This is a genomic window from Mumia sp. zg.B17, from assembly GCF_019550915.1.
In the GTDB taxonomy this organism is placed as follows: domain Bacteria; phylum Actinomycetota; class Actinomycetes; order Propionibacteriales; family Nocardioidaceae; genus Mumia.
The window spans coordinates 18,941-33,059 of the sequence record NZ_JAHWCI010000006.1; the positions used below are offsets into that span (position 1 = coordinate 18,941).

General features: G+C 71.1%; 14 protein-coding genes. All 14 read right to left on the bottom strand.

Going from position 1 to position 14,119, the window contains the following annotated elements; translation table 11 throughout:
- Positions 1–40: 40 nt before the first annotated feature.
- The 14 genes from KV097_RS08530 to infC all read right to left on the bottom strand — a co-directional run bounded on the left by KV097_RS08530 (position 41) and on the right by infC (position 14,033).
- Positions 41–1,249 (bottom strand): argininosuccinate synthase, encoded by a 1,209-nt coding sequence (locus KV097_RS08530; RefSeq protein WP_220344760.1) that lies wholly within the window; start codon positions 1,247–1,249, stop codon positions 41–43.
- Complete coding sequence (locus KV097_RS08535) at positions 1,243–1,797, bottom strand: arginine repressor (protein ID WP_220365642.1); 555 nt, start codon at positions 1,795–1,797, stop codon at positions 1,243–1,245. The genes KV097_RS08530 and KV097_RS08535 overlap by 7 nt, the downstream gene beginning before the upstream one ends.
- Positions 1,794–2,726, bottom strand: a complete 933-nt coding sequence (gene argF / locus KV097_RS08540) for an ornithine carbamoyltransferase (protein WP_220344680.1) — start codon at positions 2,724–2,726, stop codon at positions 1,794–1,796. The genes KV097_RS08535 and argF overlap by 4 nt, the downstream gene beginning before the upstream one ends.
- Positions 2,723–3,922 (bottom strand): acetylornithine transaminase, encoded by a 1,200-nt coding sequence (locus tag KV097_RS08545; protein WP_220365643.1) that lies wholly within the window; start codon positions 3,920–3,922, stop codon positions 2,723–2,725. Before KV097_RS08545 ends, argF begins: the two co-directional genes overlap by 4 nt.
- Positions 3,919–4,866, bottom strand: coding sequence for an acetylglutamate kinase (argB, locus tag KV097_RS08550; RefSeq protein WP_220365644.1), 948 nt, complete (start codon positions 4,864–4,866; stop codon positions 3,919–3,921). The genes KV097_RS08545 and argB overlap by 4 nt, the downstream gene beginning before the upstream one ends.
- Positions 4,863–6,014 (bottom strand): bifunctional glutamate N-acetyltransferase/amino-acid acetyltransferase ArgJ, encoded by a 1,152-nt coding sequence (gene argJ / locus KV097_RS08555; protein ID WP_220347180.1) that lies wholly within the window; start codon positions 6,012–6,014, stop codon positions 4,863–4,865. Before argJ ends, argB begins: the two co-directional genes overlap by 4 nt.
- Positions 6,011–7,048: an N-acetyl-gamma-glutamyl-phosphate reductase gene (gene argC, locus KV097_RS08560; protein WP_220365645.1), complete on the bottom strand. Its 1,038-nt coding sequence runs from the start codon at positions 7,046–7,048 to the stop codon at positions 6,011–6,013. Before argC ends, argJ begins: the two co-directional genes overlap by 4 nt.
- Positions 7,049–7,124: 76 nt before the next feature.
- Positions 7,125–9,620, bottom strand: coding sequence for a phenylalanine--tRNA ligase subunit beta (pheT, locus tag KV097_RS08565; protein ID WP_220347178.1), 2,496 nt, complete (start codon positions 9,618–9,620; stop codon positions 7,125–7,127).
- A complete protein-coding gene (gene pheS, locus KV097_RS08570; RefSeq protein ID WP_220344674.1) occupies positions 9,620–10,723 on the bottom strand; it encodes a phenylalanine--tRNA ligase subunit alpha in 1,104 nt (367 codons plus the stop codon). Before pheS ends, pheT begins: the two co-directional genes overlap by 1 nt.
- Before the next feature lie 115 nt (positions 10,724–10,838).
- Positions 10,839–11,888 (bottom strand): ATP-binding protein, encoded by a 1,050-nt coding sequence (locus tag KV097_RS08575; RefSeq protein ID WP_220344673.1) that lies wholly within the window; start codon positions 11,886–11,888, stop codon positions 10,839–10,841.
- Positions 11,885–12,727 (bottom strand): RNA methyltransferase, encoded by an 843-nt coding sequence (locus KV097_RS08580; protein ID WP_220365646.1) that lies wholly within the window; start codon positions 12,725–12,727, stop codon positions 11,885–11,887. The genes KV097_RS08575 and KV097_RS08580 overlap by 4 nt, the downstream gene beginning before the upstream one ends.
- 22 nt (positions 12,728–12,749) lie before the next feature.
- Entirely contained in the window at positions 12,750–13,139 is a 390-nt protein-coding gene (gene rplT / locus KV097_RS08585; protein ID WP_220344671.1) for a 50S ribosomal protein L20, read from the bottom strand.
- Positions 13,140–13,189: 50 nt separating this feature from the next.
- Positions 13,190–13,378, bottom strand: coding sequence for a 50S ribosomal protein L35 (locus KV097_RS08590; protein ID WP_255559395.1), 189 nt, complete (start codon positions 13,376–13,378; stop codon positions 13,190–13,192).
- Between the two features lie 10 nt (positions 13,379–13,388).
- Positions 13,389–14,033 carry a translation initiation factor IF-3 gene (gene infC, locus KV097_RS08595; protein WP_374106984.1) on the bottom strand — a complete coding sequence of 215 codons (645 nt, stop codon included), beginning with the start codon at positions 14,031–14,033 and terminating at the stop codon, positions 13,389–13,391.
- Between the last annotated feature and the right edge of the window lie 86 nt (positions 14,034–14,119).

Here is a 14,119-nt window from a genome sequence, read left to right on the forward strand (position 1 = left end):
TCGACCGGCTCGTCTCCCGCGACCTGCTCACCGGTCACGGTCACTCCCCCGCCAACGCCCGGTCGCGCTTGCTGGCCAGCGTGCTCGACATGCCGAAGATCTCGATGAAGCCCTTGGCCATGCTCTGGTCGAACGTGTCGCCCTCGTCGTACGTCGCGAGGTTGAAGTCGTACAGGCTGGTGGCGGAGCGGCGACCGGTCACGGTGGCCTTGCCGGCGTGCAGCGTCATCCGGACCTCACCGGTCACCGCCTCCTGCGAGGACGCGATGAAGGCGTCCAACGAGTCCTTGAGCGGCGAGAACCACAGCCCGTCGTAGGCCAGCTCTCCCCAACGCTGGTCGACACCGCGCTTGAAGCGGGCGAGCTCGCGCTCGACGGTCACGTTCTCGAGCTCCATGTGGGCCGCGATCAGGGCCGCCGCGCCGGGCGCCTCGTAGATCTCACGGCTCTTGATGCCCACGAGCCGGTCCTCGACCATGTCGATCCGGCCGACGCCCTGCGCGCCGGCACGGATGTTGAGCTGCTGGATCGCCTGGAGCATCGTCACCGGCTTGCCGTCGAGCGTGACCGGTGCTCCGGCCTCGAAGCCGATGACGACCTCGTCGGCGTCCCGCGGCTGGGCCGGGTCGGAGGTGTAGGAGTAGAGGTCCTCGATCGGACCGTTCCAGATGTCCTCGAGGAAGCCCGTCTCGACGGCGCGACCCCAGACGTTCTGGTCGATCGAGTACGGCGACTTCTTGGTGACGTCGATCGGGAGGTTGTGCTCGTCGGCGTAGGCGATGGCCTTCTCCCGCGTCCACGCGTAGTCGCGGACCGGGGCGATGACCTGGAGGTGCGGGGCGAGCGCCTTGGCGCCGACCTCGAAGCGCACCTGGTCGTTGCCCTTGCCGGTGCAGCCGTGCGAGATCGTCGTCGCACCGTGGTAGGTCGCCGCCTCCACGAGGTGCTTGACGATGAGCGGGCGCGAGAGCGCCGAGACCAGCGGGTAGCGGTCCTGGTAGAGCGCGTTGGCCCGGACCGCCGGGAGGCAGTAGTCCTCGGCGAACTCGTCCTTCGCATCGATCACGATCGACTCGACGGCGCCGCACGCCAGGGCGCGCTCGCGGACCACGTCCATGTCCTCGCCGCCCTGACCGACGTCGACGGCGACCGCGATCACCTCCGCGTCGGCCTCCTGGCCGAGCCAGCCGATCGCGACCGAGGTGTCGAGTCCGCCCGAGTAGGCGAGTACGACCCGTTCGCTCATGATGTCTCCTTGTTCTTCGCCGAGACACCGGTCTCGGCCGAGGTGAGTGTGTCGGGGCTTGCCAGGGCGCGGAACTCCTCCGCGACCTCCGGTCCCCCGGTCGGGTCCTTGCAGATCACCAGCACGCTGTCGTCCCCCGCGATCGTGCCGAGCAGGGCGCCCAGCGCCGCGTGGTCGATGGCCGAGGCCAAGAACTGCGCCGCGCCGGGCGGTGTTCGGAGGACGACCAGGTTGGCCGAGCCCTCCGCCGACACCAGCAGCTCGTTGCACAACCGGGCCAGCCGCGCGTTCGCCGAGACCGGCTCGACGGCCGGGCGGGGCGTACGGTCTCCGCCCTCTCCCGGGACGGCGTAGACGAGGCCGCCGCCCGGGTGCCGCACTCGCACGGCGTCCAGCTCGACGAGGTCGCGCGAGAGCGTCGACGGGTTGACCAGCACGCCGTCCTCGGCGAGGAGGTCGGCCAGGTCGGTCTGGGACCGGACGACGCGCGTCCGCAGGAGCTCGACGACTCTCTGCTGCCGCGCCGCCTTCGTGGCCGGGATCGTCGTCACGAGGCACCGCCCGTACGAGCCAGCAGCCACACGAGGAGGGCCTTTTGCGCGTGGAGACGGTTCTCGGCCTCGTCCCAGACGACGCTCTGCGGTCCGTCGATGACGTCGGCGGCGATCTCGAGCCCTCGGTAGGCCGGCAGGCAGTGCAGGACGATCGCGTCGTCGGCGGCGCGGGCGAGCAGGTCCGCAGTGATGCCGTACCGGCTGAAGGTCGCAACCCGCTGCGCCTTCTCGTCCTCCTGGCCCATCGACACCCAGGTGTCGGTCGCCAGGACGTCGGCGCCCGACGCCGCCTCGACCGGGTCGGTGAGGACGGCGACGGAACCACCCGTGGAGGCGGCGATCCGGGCGGCGTCGTCGAGGACGTCGCCTCGGGGCGCATAGTCGTCCGGAGCACCGACCCGTACGTGCATCCCGGCGGTGGCACCGGCGAGGAGGTAGGAGTGCGCCATGTTGTTGGCGCCGTCACCGAGGTAGGTGAGGGTGAGCCCCGCCAGCGTGCCCTTGTGCTCGCGGACCGTCAGGAGGTCGGCGAGGAGCTGGCACGGGTGGAAGTCGTCGCTGAGCGCGTTCACCACCGGCACGCCGCTGACGGCAGCCATCTCGTCCAAGCCGGACTGGGCGAAGGTGCGCCACACGATCGCCGACACCATCCGCTCGAGCACCTTCGTGGTGTCCGCGACGCTCTCGCCCCGTCCCATCTGGCTGCTGCTCGCGTCGATGACCAGGGGACTGCCCCCGAGCGCCGCGACGCCCACGGCGAACGAGACGCGCGTCCGGGTGGAGGCCTTGTCGAAGATCACCGCGACCGTCTGCGGCCCGTCGAGCGGCCGCTGGGAGTACGGCGCCGCCTTGAGGGCGTCGGCCAGGTCCAGGACCTCGGTCTGCTCGGCAGGTGTCAGGTCGTCGTCCCGCAGGAAGTGCCTCATCCGTTCTCCCCCTCGCTGGCGTGCGTGTCGAGCACGCGCATGATCACCGCGACGGCCTCGTCGGCCTGCTCCGCGGTCAGGATCAACGGCGGCACGAGCCGCAGCCGTCGAGGAGTGGCGGCGTTGATCACGACGCCGCGCTCGAGAACTGCGGCCTGCACCTGCGGCGCCACCGGAGCGTGCAGCCCGATGCCGACGAGAAGGCCGGCGCCCGAGACGTCGGTGACCATCGGGTGATCGGCCAGCGCGGCGCGCAGCCTCTCCCCTGTCGCGGTCGCCTGCGCCAGGAGCCCTTCACCCTCGATCGTGTCCAGCACGGCGTGGGCAGCCGCTGCGGCGACCGGGTTGCCGCCGAACGTCGTACCGTGGTTGCCGGGTTGGAGCAGCTCACCAGCCTCACCGACGGCGATGCAGGCGCCGATGGGGATCCCGCCGCCGAGGCCCTTCGCGAGCGTCACGACGTCGGGCACGATGCCTTCGGTGCTGTGCGCGAACCACGCGCCCGTGCGACCGATGCCGGTCTGCACCTCGTCGAGCCACAGCAGGGCTCCGTGGCTGCTCGTGATCTCGCGCGCGGCGGCCAGGTAGCCGGCACCGGGCACCACCGCTCCGGCCTCGCCCTGGATGGGCTCCAGCACGACCGCGGCCACGGTGTCGTCCACCGCTGCCCGCAGCGCCTCCACGTCACCGTAGGGAACGAACGTGACCTCGCCCGGGAGCGGCTCGAACGGCGCCCGGTAGGCCTCCTTGCTGGTGAGCGCGAGCGCACCCATGGTGCGTCCGTGGAAGCCGCCGGCGGCCGCCACGAGGCGGGTGCGACCGGTCCGCCGTGTCAGCTTGAACGCGGCCTCGTTGGCCTCGGTGCCCGAGTTGGTGAAGAACACCTTGCCGTCGGTCCCGAGCAGTGCCAGGAGCCGCTCGGCCAGGCTCACCTGGGGCTCGCTGGCAAAGAAGTTGGAGATGTGACCGAGGGTGCCGATCTGCGCGGTCACCGCCTTGACCACCGCAGGGTGGGCGTGCCCCAGCACGTTGACGGCAATGCCTGCGAGCAGGTCGAGGTAGCGGTTGCCGTCGGCGTCCCAGACGTACGCGCCCTCGCCACGCACGAGAACGCGCTGCGGAGGACCGAAGGTGTTCATGACTGCGCCGGAGTACCGCTCGAGCCACTCCTGCTGGTTGGTGCTCTCGGCACTCATGCCTGCCTCCTCAACGCGGTCCGTACCTTGGTCTCCGCCTCGGGGAGGACCTGCGTCCCGACACCCTCGTCGGTGAAGATCTCCAGCAGCACGGCATGCGGCTCCCGGCCGTCGACGACCGTTGCTCGTGGCACTCCCCCTCGTACGGCCTGGGCGCACGCGCCCATCTTGGGGACCATGCCGGAGGCGAGGCTCGGCATCAGGTCCTCCAGTGCGTCCACGCCGATCTCACCGATCACGTCGTCGCTGTCGGGCCAGTCGCGGTAGAGGCCTTCGACGTCGGTCAGGACGAGCAGCTTCTCGGCACCGAGCGCGACCGCGAGCGCGGCGGCGGCGGTGTCGGCGTTGACGTTGTGGACCTGGCCCGACGCGTCTGGGGCCACCGACGAGACCACCGGGACGCGTCCGGCCTCGATCAGGTCGAGAACCGCCTCCGGACGCACCTCGCTCACGGTGCCTACGAGTCCGAGGTCGACCTCCTCGCCGTCGATGACGGCGCCGGTCGCGACCGCGGTGAAGAGTCCGGCGTCCTCGCCCGACAATCCGACGGCGACAGGTCCATGGGCGTTGAGGAGCCCGACGAGCTCACGGCCGACCTGGCCGACGAGCACCATGCGGACCACCTCCATCGCCTCGGGCGTGGTCACCCGCAGCCCGCCCCGGAACTCCGAGCGGATGTCGAGCCGGTCGAGCATCGTCGAGATCTGCGGCCCACCGCCGTGGACCACCACCGGCCGGAAGCCGGCGTAGCGCAGGAACATCACGTCCTCGGCGAACGCCCGCTTGAGCTCGTCGTCGACCATGGCGTTGCCGCCGTACTTCACGACGATGATCTTGCCGTGGTACTTCATCAGCCACGGCAGCGCATCGGCCAGGATCGCGGCCTTCTCGGTCTTCCGCTTCCAGTGGGCCGGGACGTTGGTCGTCAGGTCGGTGCCGCTCATGAGGAGTACGCCGAGTTCTCGTGGACGTAGGAGTGCGTGAGGTCGTTGGTCCAGATCGTCCCCGCGGCGGACCCGGCCTTCAGATCGATCGTGACCGTGACCGCCCTCGGCTCCAGGTCGACCTTCTCCCGCGGGTCTCCTGGGCCACTGTTCCGGCAGACCCAGACCCCGTTGATCGCAACGTCGAGGTCGGCGGGATCGAACGCCGCTGCGGTGGTGCCGACCGAGGCGAGGATGCGCCCCCAGTTGGGGTCCCGGCCGAAGATCGCGGCCTTGAACAAGGCACTGCGCGAGACGGCCCTGCCCACCTCCAGCGCGTCGGCCTCCGAGGCCGCGTTGACCACGTCGATCGCGATGTCGTGGTCGGCGCCCTCGGCGTCGGAGAGCAGCTGGAGCGCGAGGTCGCGGCACAGCGTCTCCAGCTGGCCCTGGACCTCGGCGAGGTCCGGCTCTACGCCGGACGCGCCGTTGGCCATCAGGAGGACGGTGTCGTTGGTGGACTGGCAGCCGTCGGAGTCGAGCCGGTCGAAGCTGCGTGCGGTGGCGTGCCGGAGGACGGTGTCGCACTCCTCGGAGCTCAGGACGGCGTCGGTGGTGATGACGACGAGCATCGTCGCCAGAGACGGGGCGAGCATGCCTGCGCCCTTGGCCATCGCTCCGAAGGTGTATCCCGCACCCTCGAGCACGACCTGCTTCGGGCGGGTGTCGGTCGTCATGATCGCCCGCGCCGCGTCGGGCCCGGCCTCGGCGTCGAGGGACGCGACGGCCGTCCGGACCCCGGCGAGCAGGTCGTCGCGGTCGTTGAGCAGACCGATCAGGCCGGTCGAGGCCACCTGGACCTCGATCGGCGCGATCCCGAGCAGCCCGGCGGCCGTCTCGGCGGTCAGGTGGGTCGTCGCGAACCCTTCCGTCCCGGTGTAGCAGTTGGCTCCCCCGGAGTTGATGACGACCGCACGGGCGCTCCCGGCCTTGATCGCCTGCTCGCTCCAGAGGACGGGGTTGGCCTTGCAGCGGTTGGCCGTGAAGACGGCGGCGGCACCGGCGCGAGGGCCGTCGTTGACCACGACGGCGACGTCGGGCTCACCGGTCGACTTGAGACCGGCGACGACGCCGGCGGCACGGAAGCCTTGAGGTGCGGTCACGCTCACGGCGCCACCCCGACGACCGGCAGACCGAGCGTCTCGGGAAGCCCGAGCGCGAGGTTCATGGACTGGATCGCCGTGCCGGCCGTCCCCTTGGTCAGGTTGTCGATCGCCCCGACCGCGACGACCCTCCCGACCCTGGTGTCGACCGCGACCTGGACGTGGACGCTGTTGGACCCGAGCACGGCCTTGGTGGCCGGCCACTGCCCCTCGGGGAGCAGGTGGACGAAGGGCTCGTCGGCGTAGGCCTTCTCGTACGCCACCCGGACCGCGTCGGCGTCGACTCCCGCTGCGAGCGGAGCGCTCGCCGTGGCGAGGATCCCCCGCGACATCGGGGCGAGGACGGGAGTGAAGGAGACGCGTGCGTCGGCGGCACCGGCGCGCCGCAGGTTCTGCTCGATCTCCGGCGTGTGCCGGTGAACTCCCCCGACGCCGTAGACCGAGGCCTGCCCCATCACCTCCGATCCCAGGAGGTGCGGCTTGAGCGACCTGCCCGCGCCCGAGGTACCCGTGGCCGCGACAACGACCACCTCGGGCTCGACAAGGCTCTCGGCGACCGCCGGCAGGATGCTGAGCGTGGTGACGGCCGGGAAGCAGCCCGGCGCGGCGATCCGACGTGCGCCCGCCAGCCGGTCGCGCTGACCGGGAAGCTCGGGCAGGCCGTACGGCCACGTGCCGGCGTGCTCGCCGCCGTAGAACGCGGTCCACTCGTCGGGGTCGGCCAGCCGGAAGTCGGCGCCGCAGTCGACCACGAGGACGTCGTCGCCCAGCTCCCCCGCGAGTGCGGCGGACGCGCCGTGCGGGAGGCCGAGGAACACGACGTCGTGACCGGCGAGGGTCTCAGGCGTGGTGTCAACGAGCGTGCGTCCGGCGAGCGGGGTCAGGTGCGGGTGGTGGGCACCGAGCGCGGTCCCGGCGCTCGATCCGGCGGTGAGGGCCCCGATCTCGACCTCGGGATGGGCGAGGAGCAGCCGGAGGACCTCGCCACCGGCGTACCCGCTCGCTCCTGCGACGGCGATCGTGAGGGAAGCCATGTGCATAGTCTTGCAGTCGACTGCAAGGTCCTGCAAGGCGGGGTGGGGGTGGTGCCAGTCGTCCGGCCCCACCCCTCTCCCGTCAGGTGCGCTGAACCGCTCCGGTGACCTCGCCGGCGCGGGCAACGGCCGCGTCTCGTACGGTCGCCGTCTCGGCCTCGGTCAGCGTGCGCTCGGGCGCCCGCATCCGCAGCGCGAAGGCCAGGGACTTGTGCCCCGCGGGCACCTGCTCGCCGGTGTAGACGTCGAAGAGTCGCACCGACTCCACCAGGTCGCCGCCACCCTCGAGGAGGGCGTCGGCCACGTCCTGGCTGGGGACGGACTCCGCGACGACGAGGGCCACGTCCTCCTTGGCGACGGGATACGTCGAGAAGGAGGGCCGCGGGCCGAGCTCCGGCGCCGCACCCAGGATCGCGTCGAGATCGACCTCGGCCGCGACGGTGCGGGCCGGGACGCCGTAGGCGCGACAGACACGGGGGTGCAGCTCCCCGGCGAACCCGACCGGCGCACCGTCGACGCGCAGGACAGCCGTACGGCCGGGGTGCCATGGCGCAGGCACCTCACCGCCACCGACCGCCAGGTCGACGTGCACCGCGGACGCCACGCGGCGGACGGCCTCGACGGCGTCGGCCCACTGCACGCGACGGCCGTCCCCCCACCAGCCGGCCCGCTCGCGACGACCGGTCGCCGCCAGCACCAGGTGCAGAGGCTGGTCGGGCAGAGCCTCGTCGAAGGCGGCGTACTCCTCCGCGCTCGGCGCCCGGTCGACGCCGTAGACCGGGGCCTCCGGTGCGGACTCCTTGGGAAGGAAGACGCGGCCGGTCTCGAAGATCGCCACGTCGTCGTGCCCGCGCCCGACGTTGAGGGCGAGGGCCTTCATGGCGCCCGTCATCAGGGTGGTCGTCAGGCCGGGCTCCTCCGCGGAGAGCGGGTTCTCGAGGAGGACCTGGTCGCGCCGAGGATCGTCCTCGGGGATGCCGAGCTGGTCGAAGTCGGCGGGCCCCGCGAACGGGAACGTCTTGACCTCGACGTAACCGGCTCCGGCGAGCACCAGCCCAGCACGCCGTCGCAGACGCTGCTGGGTGCTCAGCCCGCGGCCGGCCGGGGCGTGCGGCAGCACGGACGGGACCTTGTCGTAGCCCACGTAGCGCAGCACCTCCTCCACGACGTCGTACGGGTCCGTGAGGTCCAGGCGCCACGAGGGTGGCACGACGTGGAGGGTGCCCGCCTCGTGCTCGACCGTGCACGCGTTGGCCTCCAGGGCACGCACCGCCGTCTCGGCATCGACGTCGACACCGGAGATCCGGGCCGGAAGATCGTCGGCGAGCGAGATCTGGGGCGCTGCAGGCGGCGTCCCGACCGATGTGAGGCCGTCGGAGATCCGACCTCCGCCGTGCTCCACGAGCAGCTCGGCCACCCGCTGGGCGGCGTACGGCGGCAGTGCCGGGTCGACCCCGCGCTCGAACCGACGGGACGCCTCGCTGCCGAGGCGCTGCAGCCGGGCCGTGCGCGCGATCGTCGGGGGGTCGAAGTGCGCCGCCTCGATGACGATGTCCGTCGTGCCGGCAGCGAGCTCTGTCGTCTGACCACCCATCACCCCGGCCAGACCGATCGGGCCGGAGTCGTCGGTGATCAACAGGTCGTCCGGCGTCACGTCGCGCACCACGTCGTCGAGGGTCGTGACCTTCTCCCCCGGACGTCCGCGGCGCACGGTGATCGGACCCGTCAACGCGCTGCGGTCGTAGCCGTGGATCGGCTGACCCAGCTCGAGCATGACGTAGTTGGTGACGTCGACCGCCAGCGAGATGGGACGCATGCCCATCAGCTCCAGCCGGCGTGCCATCCAGCGAGGGGTGGGCCGCGTCGGGTCGAAACCCGTGACCGTCCGGGTGACGAAGACCGGACAGGCGAGCGGGTCCTCGACGACGACCGGGTACGCGTCGGACCCGTCGCTCGGGACCTCGATCGCCGCCGGGTCGCGGAAGCCGACCTCGTAGCCCATCGCGGCGTCACGGGCGACGCCACGCAACGACAGCGCGTACGCACGGTCGGGGTTGACCTCCAGGTCGAGCACGTCCTCGCGGAGGCCGAGCAGCGCGATCGCGTCGTCACCGACCTCGGCGGAACCCTCGGGCAGCACGATGATCCCGTCGGGGTCACCCGCCGTCCCCAGCTCGGCACCCGAGCAGATCATGCCGTCCGAGACGTGGCCGTACGTCTTGCGCGAGCTGATCGCGAACGGTCCGGGCAGCACCGACCCCGGGAGGGCGACGACGACCAGGTCACCGGGACCGAAGTTGTGGGCGCCGCAGACGATGCCACGGGGCGCGCCGTCGGCGGCGTTGTGGTCCGGGCCGACGTCGACCGAGCACCAGTTGATCGTCTTGCCGTTCTTCTGCGGCTCGGGCTCGGCCGACAGCACCCGACCGACGACGATCGGACCCGAGATGTCGGCGCCGACGGCGTCGATCTCCTCGAGCTTGAGGTCGAGCATGGTGAGCCGGTCGGCCAGTGCGGCAGTGCTCAGGTCGGTCGGCAGGTCGGCGTACTCCCTCAGCCACGAGACTGGGACGCGCATCAGATCTCCACTCCGAACGGTTCGGTGAACCGGACGTCTCCGTCGAACAGGTCGCGCAGGTCGGCGATGTCGTACCGGCCGGTGATCGTCCGGTCGAGCCCGATCCCGAAGGCGAAGCCGGTGTAGCGCTCGGGGTCCACGCCGTTGGCGATCAGCACCCGCGGGTTCACGACGCCGCAGCCGCCCCACTCGACCCAGCCCTCGCCCTTGCACGTCCGGCAGTCGGCGACCGTGGCGGGATCGTTGTGGCAGACGTAGCAGAGCAGGTCCATCTCGGCGCTCGGCTCGGTGAACGGGAAGTAGGAAGGACGGAACCGCGTCGTCATGCCCTCGCCGTAGATCGCCTGCGCGAAGTGGTCGAGGGTGCCCTTGAGGTGGGCCATCGACAGACCCTCGTCGATCGCGAGGCCCTCGACCTGGTGGAACACCGGCGAGTGCGTGGCGTCGAGCTCGTCGGTGCGGAAGACCCGCCCCGGCACCACGACGTAGATCGGCGGCTTCCGGGTGAGCATGGTCCGCGCCTGCACGGGCGAGGTGTGCGTGCGCAGCACCATCGCGGCCTTGTGCGGGGCGACCCAGAACGTGTCCTGCATCGTACGAGCGGGGTGGTCCGGTCCCAGGTTGAGCGCGTCGAAGTTGAGCCACTCGGCCTCGACCTCGGGCCCCTCGGCGACCTCCCAGCCCATCGCCACGAAGATGTCGGCGACGCGCTCCTGGATGGTCGTCAACGGGTGACGCGCACCGACGGGCTCTCGGTCGGTCGGCAGCGTGACGTCGACCGTCTCCTCGGCGAGCATGCGCGCCTCGGCCTCGACCTCGAGCACGGCCGTACGCTCGGCGATCGCCTCCGCGAGGGCCTTGCGGGCCTGGCCGACACGCATGCCGGCGTCCTTGCGGGCCTGCGGCGGGAGCGCGCCGATCTCGCGGTTGGCGAGTGCCAGCGGCGAACGGTCTCCGGCGTGGTCGAGGCGCACCTGCTTGAGCGCCTCGAGCGAGTCTGCGGCCGCGACCGCAGCGAGAGCCGCGTCACGCATCGCCGCGACCTCCTCAGGCTGCAGCGGCGAGACCTCGACCGGGTCGTAGTCGCTGTTGGGTCCGGACATGGTCACCTTTCTTCGGCACGGGACGTCGGCCCCGGCGCTGCTCGCGCGGCACCGAACACGTCCTCGGCTCCTGCGTCGTCCCGTCTGGTCAAGTCTAGGGAGGTTGTCGAACCCGTTATCCCCGCGGGCCGTCGCGGAGCACCTCGGGCACGTTCTCGGGGAACCAGACCCCCACGCACGCGCCTCCCTTGTCACCGTCGCAGACCTCGATCTCGCCCCCGTGGGCGTCGACCACGCCCTTGACGATGTAGAGGCCGAGGCCCGTGCCGCCCCGGTCGCCCGAGCGCCAGAAGCGGGTGAACATCCGCGCGCGGATCTCCTCGGGGATCCCGGGTCCGAAGTCGAAGATCTCGAACGCCACCCCGTCGGGGAAGCGCGACGGGCGCCTCACGACGATCTCTCGGACACCCATCCCGTGCCGCTGGGCGTTCTCCACCAGGTTGGTCACGACCTGCGCGAACCGGTCGGGGTCGACCCACACCTTGGGCAGGTCCTCGTCGGCGGTCACCTCGAGCGTGAGGCCGCTCCCGGCCGCGACGTTCTCCAGGATCCGTCGTGTCTCCTCGGCCAGGTCGACCGGCTGCGGGCGCAGCGTGAGCCGCCCGGAGTCGATCCGTGCGGCGTCGAGAAGGTCGGTGATCAGACGCGAGAGGCGGTCGGCGTCGGAGTCGACGGTCTCGAGCATCAGCTGACGCTGCTCGTCGGAGAAGCGGTCCCAGTTGTTGAGGAGCGTGGCCGTGAACCCCTTGACGCCGGTCAACGGCGAGCGCAGCTCGTGGGCCACCGTCGCGACGAGGTCGGATCGTGCGCGGTCACGGTGGGCTCGTGCCTTCGCGGTGCGCAGGCACACGACGACCTCGCGGACGGGCTGGCGCGGGGCGTCGCGGTGGAGCGTCGCGGTCACGAGGATCTCGACCCCGGACTGGGTGTGCCAGCTGGACTCCGAGAGCCGGGTGCGCGTCGACAGCCCGGTGTAGGGGCGCATGCAGTCGAACCAGCAGTTGCCGGCCAGGTCGTCGAGCGGGAGGGCGTCGGAGAGGTGGAGCCCGATCAGCTCCTCGGCGCTGCGCTGGAGCATCCGGGACGCCGCCGCGTTGACACGGAACACCGTGCCGTCGGCGTCGGCGAGCACGACCCCGTCGGGAAGCAGGTCGACGTCGATCATGGCCGCCGTCCCTCGGCCGGGGTCGTACGCCCGGCGCGTGCGGAGGCGTACAGGCAGACCGCGGCGGCGGTGGCCAGGTTGAGGCTCTCGGCGCGGCCGAAGATCGGCACCGCGACGACCGTGTCGGCGAGCGCGCGGGTGGCGGCGGGCAGCCCCCATGCCTCGTTACCGAACAGCCACGCCGTCGGGCCGTCGAGCAGGCCGCTCTGCTCGGCGGCGAAGAGATCGACGTCGGCGACCCCGTCTGCGGCGAGGACTCGGAGTCCGACGGCCTGCAGCGCCGACACGGCCGCGGCCGTGTCGCGCTCCACCACCACGTCGAGGTGGAAGAGGCTGCCGACGCTGGCGCGGACCGCCTTGGGGTTGTAGGGGTCGACCGAGTCGCCAAGCAGGATCACCGCGTCGGCACCAGCGGCGTCCGCGCACCGTACGACCGCGCCGGCGTTGCCGGGGTCGCGAACCTCCGCGCAGACCGCGACCAGGCGCGGGGAACGCTCGAGCACCGAGGAGAGCGGGACGTCGAGGTAGTCACAGACCGCGACCACGCCCTGCGGCGACACCGTCTCGCTGATCGCAGCGACCACCTGGTCGTCGACGACCTGCCAGCGGGATCCCGCAGCTGCGACCAGCTCGGGGTAGCGGGCGGTGACGTCCGGGGTCGCGTAGACCTCGCGGACCTGGCCGGCCTCTCGCGTCGCGGCGTCGAGCGCCTCGCGGACGGCCTGCGGCCCCTCGGCGAGGAAGGCCCGCTCCTTCTCCCGGAAACGCCGCGTGGCGAGCCTGCGGGCAGCCTTCACCCTCCCCGTACGGGGGGTGAGGACGTGCTCGGGACTCGCCACGTTGCGTACGCAGAAGCCTGAATCAGGCCGCGGCGTCCTTCGGCTTGTTGACGTCGTCGGGGAGGCTGGCCTTCGCCGACTCGACCAGAGCCGCGAAGGCGCCCGGATCGCTGATCGCCAGGTCGGCGAGGATCTTGCGGTCGACCTCGATGCCGGCCAGGCGAAGACCCTGGATGAAGCGGTTGTAGGTCAGGCCGTGCTGACGGACACCGGCGTTGATGCGGGTGATCCAGAGGCGACGGAAGTCGCCCTTCTTGGCGCGGCGGTCACGGTAGCTGTAGACCAGCGAGTGGGTGACCTGCTCCTTGGCCTTGCGGTACAGGCGCGAACGCTGTCCGCGGTAGCCGGATGCGCGCTCCAGCGTCTCGCGGCGCTTCTTGGCTGCGTTGACGGAACGCTTGACGCGTGCCATGGGTTACTCCTCGTTCGGTGTGACTCGGGTGCGGCGTGCGAGGTCTCGGCTCAGAGGCCGAGCATCTTCTTCACGCGGGGGACGTCAGCCTTCGCGATCGGCTGGTCGCCGCTCTCGAGGCGGGTGCGCGCCGTGTTGGACTTCTGCATCAGGTGGGTACGACGACGGCCGTGCTTGTGCACGAGCTTGCCGGTGCCCGTCACCTTGACGCGCTTCTTCATGCCCGAGTTGCGCTTCATCTTCGGCATCTCATGCCTCCATGTCGGGGTCGATGTTCTCCGAGCGCTTGCGCGGCTTCTTGGCCGACACAGGCTGCTCGCTCGCGTCACGCTGCGCCTTGTCGAACTCTCGGTCGGCGTCGCGCTCGGCTGCCCGCTCGGCTGCGAGACGATCCTTCGCCTCCTTGGCCTCCACACGGGCTTCGGACTTCTTCTTGTGCGGTGCCACGACCATCGTCATGTTGCGGCCGTCCTGACGAGGGGACGCCTCGACGAAGCCGAGCTCCTCGATGTCGCCGGCGAGGCGCTGGAGGAGACGGAAGCCGAGCTCGGGCCGGCTCTGCTCGCGACCGCGGAACATGATCGTGATCTTGACCTTGTCGCCCTGCTTGAGGAACCGCTCGACGTGACCCTTCTTGGTGTCGTAGTCGTGCTGGTCGATCTTGGGGCGCAGCTTCATCTCTTTGATGATGGTGTGCGTCTGGTTGCGCCGGGACTCGCGTGCCTTCTGGGCGGTCTCGTACTTGAACTTGCCGTAGTCCATCAGGCGGCAGACCGGCGGGCGGGCCGTCGGAGCGACCTCGACCAGGTCGAGGTCGGACTCCTGAGCCAGCCGCAGGGCATCGTCGAGTCGGACGATGCCGACCTGTTCGCCGTTGGGTCCGACGAGACGCACCTCGTTGGCGCGAATGCGGTCGTTGACGCGCAGTTCTGTGGTGATGGGTCCTCCTGGGTTCGTACCGGTCGGTTCGTCGTGCGACG

Excerpts from the sequence above, each read along its gene's own strand:
- rplT (WP_220344671.1), bottom strand. The coding sequence starts at position 13,139 with ATGGCACGCGTCAAGCGTTCCGTCAACGCAGCCAAGAAGCGCCGCGAG.
- KV097_RS08575 (WP_220344673.1), bottom strand. The coding sequence starts at position 11,888 with ATGATCGACGTCGACCTGCTTCCCGACGGGGTCGTGCTCGCCGACGCC.
- KV097_RS08590 (WP_255559395.1), bottom strand. The coding sequence starts at position 13,378 with ATGAAGCGCAACTCGGGCATGAAGAAGCGCGTCAAGGTGACGGGCACC.
- pheT (WP_220347178.1), bottom strand. The coding sequence starts at position 9,620 with ATGCGCGTCCCAGTCTCGTGGCTGAGGGAGTACGCCGACCTGCCGACC.
- argC (WP_220365645.1), bottom strand. The coding sequence starts at position 7,048 with ATGCACATGGCTTCCCTCACGATCGCCGTCGCAGGAGCGAGCGGGTAC.
- argB (WP_220365644.1), bottom strand. The coding sequence starts at position 4,866 with ATGAGCGGCACCGACCTGACGACCAACGTCCCGGCCCACTGGAAGCGG.
- KV097_RS08545 (WP_220365643.1), bottom strand. The coding sequence starts at position 3,922 with ATGAGTGCCGAGAGCACCAACCAGCAGGAGTGGCTCGAGCGGTACTCC.
- pheS (WP_220344674.1), bottom strand. The coding sequence starts at position 10,723 with ATGTCCGGACCCAACAGCGACTACGACCCGGTCGAGGTCTCGCCGCTG.
- argF (WP_220344680.1), bottom strand. The coding sequence starts at position 2,726 with ATGAGGCACTTCCTGCGGGACGACGACCTGACACCTGCCGAGCAGACC.